The 12,729-nt window shown below is 66.0% G+C and carries 12 protein-coding genes; 7 read left to right on the top strand and 5 right to left on the bottom strand.

Features of this window, described 5'->3' with window-relative positions; translation table 11 throughout:
- Positions 1-39: 39 nt before the first annotated feature.
- Both mog and ACPT9U_RS01510 read left to right on the top strand, forming a co-directional pair.
- Positions 40-630 carry a molybdopterin adenylyltransferase gene (mog, locus tag ACPT9U_RS01515; protein WP_418364971.1) on the top strand — a complete coding sequence of 197 codons (591 nt, stop codon included), beginning with the start codon at positions 40-42 and terminating at the stop codon, positions 628-630.
- Between the two features lie 5 nt (positions 631-635).
- Entirely contained in the window at positions 636-1,898 is a 1,263-nt protein-coding gene (locus tag ACPT9U_RS01510; protein WP_418364972.1) for a methyltransferase, read from the top strand.
- Positions 1,899-2,012: 114 nt separating this feature from the next.
- Here the strand turns inward: ACPT9U_RS01510 and ACPT9U_RS01505 are convergent, their stop codons facing one another.
- On the bottom strand, positions 2,013-2,696 hold the full coding sequence (locus tag ACPT9U_RS01505) for a sulfite oxidase heme-binding subunit YedZ (RefSeq protein WP_435749657.1): 684 nt from the start codon (positions 2,694-2,696) through the stop codon (positions 2,013-2,015).
- 24 nt (positions 2,697-2,720) lie between these two features.
- Complete coding sequence (gene msrP, locus ACPT9U_RS01500) at positions 2,721-3,656, bottom strand: protein-methionine-sulfoxide reductase catalytic subunit MsrP (protein ID WP_418364974.1); 936 nt, start codon at positions 3,654-3,656, stop codon at positions 2,721-2,723.
- 198 nt (positions 3,657-3,854) lie between these two features.
- Between msrP and aroG the strand changes: the two genes are divergently transcribed.
- Together aroG and dinB are read left to right on the top strand one after the other, a co-directional pair.
- Positions 3,855-4,937, top strand: a complete 1,083-nt coding sequence (gene aroG / locus ACPT9U_RS01495) for a 3-deoxy-7-phosphoheptulonate synthase AroG (RefSeq protein ID WP_435749656.1) — start codon at positions 3,855-3,857, stop codon at positions 4,935-4,937.
- A gap of 115 nt (positions 4,938-5,052) precedes the next feature.
- Positions 5,053-6,129, top strand: a complete 1,077-nt coding sequence (dinB, locus tag ACPT9U_RS01490) for a DNA polymerase IV (RefSeq protein ID WP_435749655.1) — start codon at positions 5,053-5,055, stop codon at positions 6,127-6,129.
- Positions 6,130-6,179: 50 nt separating this feature from the next.
- On the opposite strand, the gene ACPT9U_RS01485 is transcribed toward dinB, so the two are convergent.
- A complete protein-coding gene (locus tag ACPT9U_RS01485) occupies positions 6,180-6,731 on the bottom strand; it encodes a cob(I)yrinic acid a,c-diamide adenosyltransferase (protein ID WP_418364977.1) in 552 nt (183 codons plus the stop codon).
- A 154-nt stretch (positions 6,732-6,885) separates the two neighbouring features.
- On the opposite strand from ACPT9U_RS01485, the gene alaS reads away from it, so the two are divergent.
- The 3 genes from alaS (at position 6,886) to ACPT9U_RS01470 (ending at position 10,782) form a co-directional block, all read left to right on the top strand.
- The gene (gene alaS, locus ACPT9U_RS01480) at positions 6,886-9,507 is read left to right on the top strand and encodes an alanine--tRNA ligase (protein WP_435749654.1); all 2,622 of its coding nucleotides are present in this window, start codon (positions 6,886-6,888) and stop codon (positions 9,505-9,507) included.
- Between the two features lie 137 nt (positions 9,508-9,644).
- The gene (locus ACPT9U_RS01475) at positions 9,645-10,268 is read left to right on the top strand and encodes a hypothetical protein (protein ID WP_435749653.1); all 624 of its coding nucleotides are present in this window, start codon (positions 9,645-9,647) and stop codon (positions 10,266-10,268) included.
- Positions 10,269-10,395: 127 nt separating this feature from the next.
- A complete protein-coding gene (locus tag ACPT9U_RS01470; RefSeq protein ID WP_435749652.1) occupies positions 10,396-10,782 on the top strand; it encodes an FKBP-type peptidyl-prolyl cis-trans isomerase in 387 nt (128 codons plus the stop codon).
- A 19-nt stretch (positions 10,783-10,801) separates the two neighbouring features.
- Here the strand turns inward: ACPT9U_RS01470 and ACPT9U_RS01465 are convergent, their stop codons facing one another.
- Together ACPT9U_RS01465 and ACPT9U_RS01460 are read right to left on the bottom strand one after the other, a co-directional pair.
- A complete protein-coding gene (locus ACPT9U_RS01465) occupies positions 10,802-11,608 on the bottom strand; it encodes an ion transporter (RefSeq protein WP_435749651.1) in 807 nt (268 codons plus the stop codon).
- A 114-nt stretch (positions 11,609-11,722) separates the two neighbouring features.
- Complete coding sequence (locus tag ACPT9U_RS01460) at positions 11,723-12,700, bottom strand: TerC family protein (RefSeq protein WP_435749650.1); 978 nt, start codon at positions 12,698-12,700, stop codon at positions 11,723-11,725.
- Between the last annotated feature and the right edge of the window lie 29 nt (positions 12,701-12,729).

Here is a 12,729-nt window from a genome sequence, read left to right as displayed (position 1 = left end):
CACAGACCTTCAGGCACAAGAACCACGGAGAGCGATTCCATGAGTGAACACATCCGCATCGGCCTGGTGTCGATCAGCGACCGCGCCTCGGACGGCACGTACGAAGACCAGGGCATCCCAGCGCTGAAGGACTGGCTGGGGAGGGCGCTCACCTCGCCGTGGGCAGCCGAGACCCGCCTGATCCCCGACGAGCGGGCGCGGATCGAGCGCACCCTCGTCGAGCTCGTCGACGATGTTGGTTGCCATCTGGTGCTCACCACCGGCGGCACCGGCCCGGCGGTACGCGACGTGACGCCCGAAGCGACCCTTGCCATCGGTGACAAGGAGATGCCCGGCTTCGGCGAGGAGATGCGCCGCATCAGCCTCAACTTCGTGCCCACTGCCATCCTGTCGCGCCAGGTCGCGGTGATCCGCGGCAAGTGCCTGATCATCAACCTTCCGGGCCAGCCCAAGTCGATCCGCGAGACGCTCGAGGGCGTGCGTGATGCCGACGGCAGCGTGCGTCATGTTGGCATCTTTGCCGCGGTGCCCTACTGCATCGACCTCGTTGGCGGCCCGTACATCGAGACGGATGGCGCAGTGATCAAGGCGTTCCGCCCCAAGCACGCAATTCGGCCGAAGCAGGCCTGAAGACGGTGAACACGCCGACCGAACTGTTCTGGGAAGAGGTGACCGAAGACGGCGGCGTGCGTGCTTGCAGCGCACGCTGGCGCTCCGAAAGCGGCCAGGCGCCGCCACGCCGCGTGGTGGTCGCGGATGACACCACCAAGGCTGACACAGCCTGGCGGCTGGCCTGTGAGGGCACTGCGCTGCTGTGGCGCGGCGACTATCACAACGCCCGCCAGTTGCTGCAGGCCATGGCGCGCCGCGCCGACGCCCGCCCGCGCAAGCAGGGCAAGGCAGGCAAGCGGGGCAAGCAGCCTGTTTCGCCTGCGCAGGCCTTCCACCTCCACCGCATGGCACAGGCGCAGCGCGCACGCACGCTGGGCATGCTGTTGATTCCCTTCGAGGTCGGTGGGCGCATTCCGCTGCGGCGTGCGCCCGAGGTGCTTGAGGTCGTCGCCGAGGCCGTGTCCGGCACGCCCGATGGGGATCTGGCGGCGGCGCCCTTCGTAATGTCGCTGCGCGAACTGCTCGGTCTCGTCGGTGCGCACGAGTGGCGGCGCAAGGGCGTGGACATCCCGCTGCTCGGTGCGCGGATCCACCCCTGGTATGGCGTGTATTCGCCGATCCGCGGTGAGTACCTCGACCTGATCGCGCGCGCGCGCCTGCCCGCGAAGACGCAAGCCTTCGACATCGGCACCGGCACCGGCGTCATCGCCGCGCTGCTCGCGCGCCGCGGGGTGTCGCGCGTGGTGGCCACCGACGTGTCGCCGCGCGCGCTGGGCTGCGCGCAGGAGAACCTCGCCCGCCTCGGCCTGCTGGCGGAGGCTGCGCAGCAGGACAGCCCCTGCGGTGCGGATTCGAGCACGACCTCTGCGGCCCATCAAGCGCCCACGGGTCGCATCGAGTTGCTGCTGACCGATCTCTTTCCGCCCGGTCGGGCGCCGCTGGTGGTGTGCAACCCGCCCTGGGTGCCGGCCAAGCCGAGCGCTGCGATCGAACACGCTGTCTACGACCCCGACAGTCGCATGCTGCGCGGTTTCCTCGCCGGTTTGGCGGAACACCTCGAGGAGGGCGGGGAGGGCTGGCTGATCCTGTCCGATCTCGCCGAACACCTCGGGCTGCGCAGCCGTGTCGAGCTCCTGGGCTGGATAGACGCTGCCGGATTGCGCGTGCTCGGCCGCGAGGACATCCGTCCGCGCCACCGCAAGGTGGCCGACGCCGAAGATCCGCTGCATGCGGCGCGTGCAGCGGAAACGACCTCGCTCTGGCGCTTGGGCGTCGCGGAGCGCTGAACGCGGAATCCGCTCAGCGCACCGCACAGCGGCGCCTTCGCTTCGAGCGACCCTGCGGGAAACGGTTTTCCGTCTTCCCGGGCGCAGATAAATGCCCCCGGAAGCAAGGAAAACCTACTGTCGCGGCACCAGTCGGATCACCTTCTTTTCCAGATGTTTCGCCGTCGGCGGCACCGAGAGCTGCCGCCGACGCTCGACCTCGCGCCACCAGGCGCGCAGACCGAGCAGCACGGCGAGGATGCTCGCATAGAGCAGCGGCTCGCTGATGTCCGCCTTCACCAGCCACCAGAAGTGCACAACCGCGAAGATCGCGACCGCGTAGGTGGAGCGGTGCAGCGACTGCCATCGGCGCCCGCCGAGGCGACGGATGGCAAAGCTGTTCGAGGTGGCGGCGAGCGGGATCATCAGCACGAAAGCCGCGAAGCCGACGGTGATGAAGGGCCGGTCGAGGATGTCGAGTGCAATTGCGTTCACGTCGAAGAACTGGTCCAGCCACAGGTAGATCGCGAAGTGGGCCAGTGCATAGGCGAACGCGAACAACCCCAGCATGCGGCGCAGGCGCAGCAGCCAGTGCAGGCCGCTGAGGCGGCGCAGCGGAGTCACCACCAGCGTGATCAGCAGCAGGCGCAAGGCCCACTCGCCCGTGGCGTGGGTGAGCGTCTCGATCGGGTTGGCGCCGAGCGTGTTCGCCTGCCAGCCGAGCGCGAGATGGATCGCGGGCAGCAGGCAGAGGATGAAGAGGAGGGTCTTGACGGCTACGATCAGGCCCGCGGAGGGTGCCTTGAGAGAGAGGGTCATCGCTTGGGTGGAGCGCAGTGCTGCTCAGTAGAATTTTTTCAGGTCCATGCCCTGATACAGGCCGGCGACCTGGTCGGCATAGCCGTTGAACATCTGCGTGGGGCGCTTGCGTACCTCGCCGATCCGGCGCTCGCTGTGCTGGCTCCAGCGCGGGTGGCGCACCTGCGGGTTCACGTTGGAATAGAAGCCATATTCCTGCGGTGCGAACTTGTTCCAGGCGGTGGCCGGCTCCGTTTCGGTGAGGCGGATGGTGACGATGGATTTGGCACTCTTGAATCCGTATTTCCACGGCACGACCAGACGGATCGGTGCACCGTTCTGGTTCGGCAGCACCTCACCATAAAGGCCGACGGAAAGGATGGTCAGCGGATGCAGCGCTTCGTCTAGACGCAAGCCTTCGGTGTAAGGCCAGTCGATGACGTCCGTATTCATCACTTTGGGGTCGTAGTGGGTGACGAATTCGACATACTTCGCGCTGCCCAGCGGTTCCACTTCCTTCAGCAGCGCGGCGAGCGGGAAGCCGACCCAGGGTACCACCATGGACCAGGCCTCGACGCAGCGCAGGCGGTAGATGCGCTCCTCCAGCGGGGCAAGCTTGAGCAGGTCATCGATGTCGAAGTTGCGCGGCTTGCCGACGAGGCCCTCCACGCGCACCGTCCACGGGCGCACCTGCATGCGGTGCGCGTTCGAGGCCGGATCGCCCTTGGCGGTGCCAAACTCGTAGAAGTTGTTGTAGGTCGTCAGCGCATCGTAGGGCGTGGGTTCCTCGGACGTGCTCAGCACCGAGGGCTGGGTGTGCAGCTTCGTCGCGGCGTGGGCCATGCCCGGGATGCCGTGCCACGCGGCTGCGCCCGCGATCAGGCCCGCGCCGCTGCGGGTCAGGAATTCACGCCGGCGTGCGAAAAGGGCCTGTGGGGTGATTTCGGAAGGCAGGATGTCGGCCGGCTTCTTGATCAGCATGGTCGGGGTTCTCCGGGTTGGGGCGTGCGGTTGAAGATGCCGGGCGTCATGCGGCGTGGCGCCGCGTGCAGTGTACGAACAGACGATCGAAACTTCGATCGGTTCATTGCATCATGCCGATAGGGGGCGCGTTGCCCAGTGCCCGCCCGCTTTCCGCTAAAATCGACGTCCCCGCAAAGTTTCGAGCAAAGGCCAAGCATGACCGCCTCCATCAAGGTGCATATCGACGACGTCCGTATCCAGGAGATCAAGGAGCTGGTGCCGCCTGCGCATGTGCTGCGCGAGTTTCCCGCGACCCCGAAGGCCGCGGAAGTCGCGTACGAGGCGCGGCAGGCGATCCATCGCATCCTCTACGGCGCGGACGACCGGTTGCTGGTGGTGATCGGGCCGTGCTCGATCCACGATCCGGAGGCGGCGATCGAGTACGGCAACAAGCTCAAGGCGGAGGCCGAGCGGCTGAGTGGCGATCTGCTCATCGTCATGCGGGTCTACTTCGAGAAGCCGCGCACCACGGTGGGCTGGAAAGGGCTGATCAACGATCCCGGCCTCGATAACAGCTTCCGCATCAACGACGGCGTGCGGTTGGCGCGCAAGCTGCTGTGGGAGATCAACGAGCTTGGCCTGCCGGCGGGCACCGAGTTCCTCGACATGATCACCCCGCAATACATTGGCGACCTGATCTCCTGGGGCGCGATCGGTGCGCGCACCACCGAAAGCCAGGTGCACCGCGAACTCGCATCGGGCCTGTCGTGCCCGGTCGGGTTCAAGAACGGCACAGACGGCAACCTGCGCATCGCGGCCGACGCGATCAAGGCGGCACAGGCGCCGCACCACTTCCTGTCGGTGACCAAGGCCGGTCACTCGGCCATCGTGTCAACGCGCGGCAATGAGGATTGCCACGCGATCCTGCGCGGCGGCAAGGAGCCCAATTTCGATGCAGTCAGCGTCGATACGGCTTCCAAGGCGCTCGCCGAAGCGGGGGTGTGCAACAAGGTCATGGTCGACTTCTCGCATGGCAACAGCCGCAAGCAGCACCGCCTGCAGATCGAGGTCGCGGAGAACGTTGCCGCACAGCTTGCTGAGGGCGAGGACCGCATCATGGGGGTGATGGTCGAGTCGCACCTCAAGGAGGGGCGTCAGGACCTCGTGCCGGGCAAGGCGCTCGAGTACGGCAAGAGCATCACCGATGCCTGCATCGGCTGGGAAGACAGCATCGACGTCTTCGAAACGCTTGCCGAGGGCGTACGCCAGCGTCGCATCAAGCGCGCCGCCGAGTTCTGACCGGCTGCCGCGCCGACGAGCGCTACTGGGGCCTGCCACGCGCAGGCCCTTTCAACTTACGGCGGCCGGTGCCGCGCGCGATCTCCGGCTCGCCTTTCCCCGTACGGCTGCGCGCATGAGCGAACCCACGCGCAAGATCATCCACTGCGATTGCGACTGCTTCTACGCCTCGGTCGAGATGCGCGACGACCCGGCCCTGCGCGGCAGGCCGCTCGCGGTGGGCGGGCGTGCGGAGACGCGCGGCGTGATCGCCACCTGCAACTACGAGGCGCGTGCATTCGGCGTGCATTCGGCGATGCCCACGGCACGGGCCTTGAAGCTGTGCCCGCAGCTGATCCTGCTACCGCCCGACTTCGATCGCTACCGGGAGGCCTCGCGCCGAATCCTCGCCATCTATCGCGACTACACGCCTCTGGTCGAGCCCTTGTCGCTCGACGAGGCTTATCTGGATGTCACCGGCGTGGACCGCTGCCACGGCTCGGCTTCGCTGATGGCCCAGGAAATTCGCGAACGCATCCGCGACGAGGTGGGCATCACCGCCTCGGCCGGCATCGCGCCCAACAAGTTCATCGCCAAGGTGGCGAGCGACTGGAACAAGCCCGACGGACAGTTCGTCGTGCGTCCGCAGGACGTCGACGCCTTCGTGGCCGCGCTACCGGTGAAGAAGATCTTCGGCGTCGGCAAGGTTACGGCGGCGAAGCTCAATGGACTCGGCGTGCGCACCTGCGGTGATCTGCGCGCCTGGAGCGCAGCCGACCTGACCCATGCGTTCGGCAGCTTCGGCGCCAGCCTGTACCGGCTGTGCCGCGGTATCGATGAGCGCCCGGTGCAGCCCGATCGCGCGCGCAAGTCGCTGTCAGTGGAGACGACCTACACGCCCGACCTGCGCGATCTGCCCGCCTGCCGTGCCGCGCTGCTGGAACTGCTCGCCGATTTCAGCCGCCGCTTCGAGCGCGCGCGCGACCGACCGCCGGTACACAAGGCTTTCGTGAAGGTGCGTTTTGCGGATTTCAGCCGTACCACGGCCGAGTGCGTGAGCAGTGCCCCGGACGAGACCACATGGCTGCGGCTGCTCGACGAGGCGCATGCGCGGGGTGCGATGCCCGTCCGGCTGCTGGGCGTGGGGGTGCGCTTCGGCGAGCGGGCCGAGGGAGGCACCGATGTGCTGCAGGGTTCGCTGTTCGAATCCTGAGCGCGCGGACCTCCCGGCTGGTGTGGCCGCGCGGCCGGGATCGGGTTTGCTCAGGCGTTCTTGCGCTTCTGCCATAGCACGTCGCCGCGCCCGCCGGCACGGTTGAGCACGCGGCCGAGCACGAAAAGCAGATCGGAAAGGCGGTTGAGGTACTGGCGCGGAGCGTCATTGACGGCCTCTTCCAGCGCCAGCGCGACCAGTGCGCGCTCGGCGCGGCGGCACACCGTGCGGGCGTGGTGGGCATAGGCCGCGGCACGGGTGCCGCCGGGCAGGATGAAGTCCTTGAGCGGCTCGAGGTCCTCGTTGAAGCGGTCGAGCTCTTCTTCCAGGTGGGTCACCTGCTTGTCGGTGATCATGCTCATGCCCGGGATGCACACCTCGCCGCCGAGGTCGAACAGGTCGTGCTGCACGTCTGTGAGTAGGGCACGCACGTCCTCGGGCAACTCCTCGCACAGCAGCAGGCCGACGATGGCGTTCGTCTCGTCGACCTCGCCCAGCGCGTGGATGCGCAGGCTGTTCTTGGAGACGCGCTTGCCGTCGCCCAGGCCAGTGGTGCCGGCGTCGCCGGTGCGGGTGTAGATCTTGGAGAGGCGGTTACCCATGGTGTGCTCGTGTCCCGTTGTTGGTTGACGTTCGCGTCAATTATAGGCGAAGGCTGGCGCTCCGCGGGGCGGCAATTGGTGCGCTTAAGCTCATGATAAACTTGCGCATTCGCCTGCAGCCAGGGCATCCCGTCCAGAAAACACGCAAACTTCCATGAAATCCGCCGAAATCCGCGACGCCTTCCTCAAGTTTTTCGAATCCAAGGGCCACCAGATCGTGGCCTCCAGCTCGCTCGTGCCGCACGAGGACCCGACGCTGCTGTTCACCAACGCCGGCATGAACCAGTTCAAGGACGTGTTCCTCGGCTTCGACAAGCGCGCCTACACCCGCGCCACCACCTCGCAGAAGTGCGTGCGCGCCGGCGGCAAGCACAATGACCTCGAGAACGTCGGCTACACCGCGCGCCATCACACCTTCTTCGAGATGCTGGGCAACTTCAGCTTCGGCGACTACTTCAAGCGCGACGCGATTTCGTACGCCTGGGAGCTGCTCACCGAGGTCTTCAAGCTGCCCAAGGACAAGCTGTGGGTCACGGTGTACGCCGAGGATGACGAGGCCTACGACATCTGGACCAAGGAAGTCGGCGTACCGGCGGAGCGGGTGATCCGCATCGGCGACAACAAGGGCGCGCGCTACGCCTCGGACAACTTCTGGATGATGGGCGATACGGGACCTTGCGGCCCGTGCACCGAGATCTTCTACGACCACGGCGAGCACATCTGGGGCGGCCCCCCGGGATCGCCTGAGGAAGACGGCGACCGCTACATCGAGATCTGGAACAACGTGTTCATGCAGTTCAACCGCGACGAGCTGGGTGTGATGCATCCGCTGCCCAAGCCCTCCGTCGATACCGGCATGGGCCTCGAGCGCATTTCGGCGGTGCTGCAGCACGTGCATGCCAACTACGAGATCGACCTCTTCCAGGCGCTGATCAAGGCCGCGGCGCGCGAAACCTCTGGCGCCGACATGGACTCGCCCTCGCTGAAGGTACTCGCCGACCACATCCGCGCCTGTTCCTTCCTGATCGCCGACGGCGTGATCCCGGGCAACGAAGGCCGCGGCTACGTATTGCGCCGCATCATCCGCCGCGCCATCCGCCACGGCTACAAGCTCGGCGCGCGCGCCGCCTTCTTCCACAAGATGGTGCCCGACCTGGTCGCCGAGATGGGCAGCGCCTATCCCGAACTCAAGGATGGCGAGCGCCGCATCATGGACGTGCTGCGCCAGGAAGAGGAGCGCTTCTTCGCCACCATCGAGAACGGCATGGCGATCGTCGAGGCCGAGCTCGCCGCGATGGAGAAGGCGGGTAACAAGGTCTTCGACGGCGACACCGCCTTCAAGCTCCACGACACCTACGGCTTCCCGCTCGACCTCACCGCCGACATCTGCCGCGAGCGCGATGTGACCGTGGACGCCGCCGCCTTCGATGCTGCGATGGCGCGGCAGAAGGAGCAGGCGCGTGCCGCCGGCAAGTTCAAGATGGCCGCCAATCTGGAGTACGAGGGGCCTGAGACCACCTTCCACGGCTACACCGCACTCGAGGAGAAGGGCAACATCCTCGCCCTGTACAAGGACGGCGCACCGGTCAATGAGCTGCTGGAGGGCGAGATGGGTGTGGTCGTGCTCGACCACACGCCGTTCTACGCCGAGTCCGGCGGCCAGGTCGGCGACCGCGGCGAGTTGCGTGGCGCCGCGGGCATCTTCGGGGTGGAGGACACCCAGAAGATCCAGGCCGCGGTGTTCGGCCATCATGGCGTGGTGCGTACCGGCAAGCTTTCGGTGGGGCAGGGCGTGACCGCCCGGGTGGACGTCGCCGCCCGCGCCGCCACCGCGCGCAACCACTCGGTCACCCACCTGATGCACAAGGCCTTGCGCGAGGTACTCGGCGCCCACGTGCAGCAGAAGGGCTCGCTGGTCGATCCGGACAAAACGCGTTTCGACTTCGCTCACACCGCGCCGATGAGCGCCGAGGAGATCCGCGAGGTCGAGGAGATCGTCAACCGCGAGGTCCTCGCCAACAGTGCGACGCAGGCCGAGGTCATGGCGCTGGAAGCGGCACAGAAGTCCGGCGCGATGATGCTGTTCGGCGAGAAGTACGCCGACGAGGTGCGCGTGCTGTCGATCGGCACCTCCAAGGAGCTGTGCGGCGGCACCCATGTCACGCGCACCGGAGACATCGGCCTGTTCAAGATCGTCGCCGAGGGCGGTGTGGCCGCCGGCATCCGCCGCGTCGAGGCCATTACCGGCGAGAACGCGCTGCGCTACGCCCAGGAGCAGGAGCGTCGCGTGCAGGGCATGTCGGCGCTGCTCAAGGTGCAGCCCGACGAGGTCGCCGAGCGTGTCGCCGGCATCCTCGACAACGTGCGCGCGCTCGAGAAGGAGCTTGCGCGCCTCAAGGGCAAGCTCGCCGCCAGCCAGGGTGACGAACTGGTGAGCCAGGCGGTCGAAGTGGGTGGCCTCAAGGTGCTCGCCGCCGTGCTCGAGGGCGCCGACGTGCCCACCCTGCGCGACACCATGGACAAGCTCAAGGACAAGCTCAAGTCGGCTGCGATCGTGCTGGCGAGCGTGGGCGAGGGCAAGGTCAGCCTGATCGCCGGCGTCACCGCCGACCACTCCGCCAAGGTCAGGGCCGGCGAGCTGGTTAACTTCGTCGCCCAGCAGGTCGGCGGCAAGGGCGGCGGCCGCCCCGACATGGCCCAGGCCGGCGGCACCCAGCCGGAGAACCTGCCGGCGGCGCTGGCGGGGGTGAAGGACTGGGTGGCCGGGAAGCTGTGACGGTTCCCGTAGCGAAAGCTCGGGCGCGCGTCGTGCGCGCCCGCTTTGACTTTGATGGTGGCCGATGTGCTCAAGCGTCCACCCCGCGTCATGCGATTGCGGGAATGTTTGCCGTTATCGCTAAAAGGAGACTTCCCATGCTGCGCCCTTTATCCCTGATCACCCTCTCGCTCTGGGCCTGTACCTCCAGTGCCGCGCCAGACATCAGCTTCTATCAGGCGTCTTGCGACGGATGTGGCGAACAGCGCGTCGAAATGGGTAGCCATACCTTCTGCGCGCTCTCCTACGTACATAGTGGTGGGTTCAACAGCGCCTGCGCGATTGGCGGCTCGCCGAAGGCTTGGCGTCTTGTCGCGACCGATCCGGACAAGGGCGAGACGCAGGCTTGTGCAGCCATTTGCATGGACCTCGAGACCGTGGGCGGTGAGCCGGTTGCGGTGAGCCCGAGGCCGGTTGCTGCGCCCAAGCCTGCAGTCGCGCCCGCGGCGGGCGATTTTGCCCCCAAGGTCTTCGGCCCCTATCAGACCGACTTCGGGACCCTGTCCATGCGTCGTGAGGGCAGCCGTGTGACGGGCACATACACGCACATGGATGGGCGCCTGGACGGAGCGCTCAATGGTTACACGCTCACCGGCCGATGGACTCAGTCGAACGGCGAAGGGCGCCTTGTATTCCGATTCAACCAGGACTACTCGGCTTTCACCGGCGTCTGGAGCTATGGGGACGCGAACCCCGAGCAGCAGTGGAACGGAAGTCGTTGAGTGCTCCTCGGCCGAGCCCGTGAGGGACTCGGCCGACGCTTCGGGGCTCGATGTCCTGACTGTATCTTTCTTCAATCCGAATCGACTTTGCTGTAGAGGCTATCCTGTCATGCGCCGATTCTTGTCCATGCTTGCCCTGCTTCCCTTGTCCGCCGCGCTCGCAGCCAGCCCGCAAGCGTTCACCCTGGCGTCGGGGGTCACCGTCGAGACCTACCGCGTCGGTGAGACGGGTACGTCGCCGACGCTGGCCGACGTGGTGCGCGTGCATTACCAGGGTACGCTCGCCGACGGCAAGGAGTTCGACAGCTCCTACAGCCGTGGCCGCCCGGCCGAGCTGCCGCTCGAAGCGTTGATTCCATGTTGGCAGGAAGTGCTGCAGCAGATGAAGCCGGGCGGCGCGGTGCGCATCGTATGTCCGCCCGAAACTGCCTACGGTAGCCGCGGCGTGCCCGGCCGCATCCCGCCTGACAGCACGCTGAACTTCGTCATCGAACTGCTTGAGGTCAAGCGCTGAGGTTTGCGTCTGCGGTGGGTCACGGGTGTGATGGGTCTTTGCGATCGGCCTGCCGCAATTCCGCCAGTTCGGCGCGGATCGCGCGCAGTTCGGCCAGCAGCGCTTCGTGGTCCATGCTCACCAGTTCGCGGGTCTGCTCCTGCTCCTCGTGCTCCACCGCGCTCATCGAATCGACCACGATGGCGATGAAGAGGTTGAGCACTGCGAAGGTGGTGAGCAGGATGAAGAGGACGAAGAAGATCCACGCGTAGGGGTAGGTCTCCATCACCGGACGGGCGATGCCCATCGACCACGACTCCAGGGTCATGACCTGGAACAGGGTGTAGAAGGACTCGCCGAGGCTGCCGAACCACTCGGGGAAGCCTGCGCCGAAGAGCTTGGTGGTCATCACTGCGGCGACATAGAACACCAGCAGCAGCAGCGTGAGCACAGAGCCCATGCCGGGGATGGCCTTGAGCAGTGCATTGACCACTTTGCGCATCGAGGGCACCACCGACACCAGGCGCAGCGCGCGCAGGATGCGCAGCGAGCGCAGCACCTGCAGGCCTTCTCCGGTAGGGGCGAGCGTGACTGCGACGATGGTGAAGTCGAACACGTTCCAGCCACTGCGGAAGAAGCGCAGACGGTAGACAAAGAGCTTGAGTGCGAGCTCGACGACGAAGATCGCCAGCGCCGTACGGTCGAGCGCGAGCAGCAGACCGCCCGCCTTCTGCATGGCGGAGGACGAGGTTTCGAGGCCGAGTGTGATCGCGTTGACGACGATCACCGCGATGATGAAGCGCTGGAAGGCGGAGGATTCGACAAGGCGTTGGAGGCTTGCGGTCATTTCAAGTCCCGGGTGTGTGTGGTTTGAGGGGGAGAGTAGGATGGAATTGCGGAGCCTCGCAGGCGGGGAACGGCTGCTTGCCAGCCTCCGTCCTGCCCCGGCTGCCGGGGCGTGTCAGCGCGTGCGTGCGAGGGGCGCTGATTTCGCCTTGCGGGCCGTGTACCACAAGCTGGCGAACATCGAGCAGGCGAGGATGGTGGCCACGACCGACAGCGACACCAGTACCGGGATCTTGAACCAGTCGACGATCAGCATCTTGGTGCCGATGAAGACCAGGATCGCGGCCAGGCCGTACTTGAGCAGCTCGAAGCGGTCGCCGAGGTCGGCGAGCAGAAAGTACATTGCGCGCAGGCCGAGGATGGCGAACAGGTTCGAGGTCAGCACGATGAAGGGGTCGGTGGTGATCGCGAAGATCGCAGGGATGCTGTCGACCGCGAAGATCACGTCGGAGATCTCGACCAGCACCAGGGCGAGGAAGAGCGGCGTCATCTTGCGCATGCCGTCGCGCATCACGAAGAAGTGCTCGCCCTCCAGCTTCTCGGTGATCGGGTAGTGGTTTCGGATCCAGCGAATGAAGGGGTTCTTGTTCAGATCCGGGTCGTGCTCGGAGAACCAGGCCATCTTGATGCCGGTGGCGATCAGGAAGGCACCGAAGATGTAAAGGACCCAGTGGAACTCGCTGATCAACCAGCTTCCGGCGAAGATCATGATGGTGCGCAGCACGATCGCGCCGACGATGCCGTATAGCAGCACGCGGCGCTGCAGTTCGAGCGGCACCGCGAAGAAGCTGAAGATCATCATCCATACGAAGACGTTGTCGACCGCGAGCGATTTCTCGACCAGATAGCCGGTGACGAAAGCGAGCGTCTGTTCGTTGGCGAACGGACGCCCGGCGCTGCCGTCGAGGTGCCACCACAGCCCGGCGGCGAACAGCATTGCCACCGTCACCCAGGCGATCGACCAGCCTGCCGCCTCCTTCAGCGACACGCGGTGCTGCTTGCCGCCGCCGAAGGCGAACAGGTCGACAAGCAGCATCGTCACCACAATGGCGGCAAAGGCCGCCCACAACCACCACGTTCCGATCGATTCCACCGCGCACTCCGCACAAAAAACGAAAAGGG

It is taken from the genome of Thauera sp. AutoDN2 (assembly GCF_051280715.1).
GTDB lineage: Bacteria > Pseudomonadota > Gammaproteobacteria > Burkholderiales > Rhodocyclaceae > Thauera.
The sequence above is the reverse complement of the archived record's forward strand: the minus strand, read 5'-3'. Positions and strand labels throughout refer to the sequence as shown.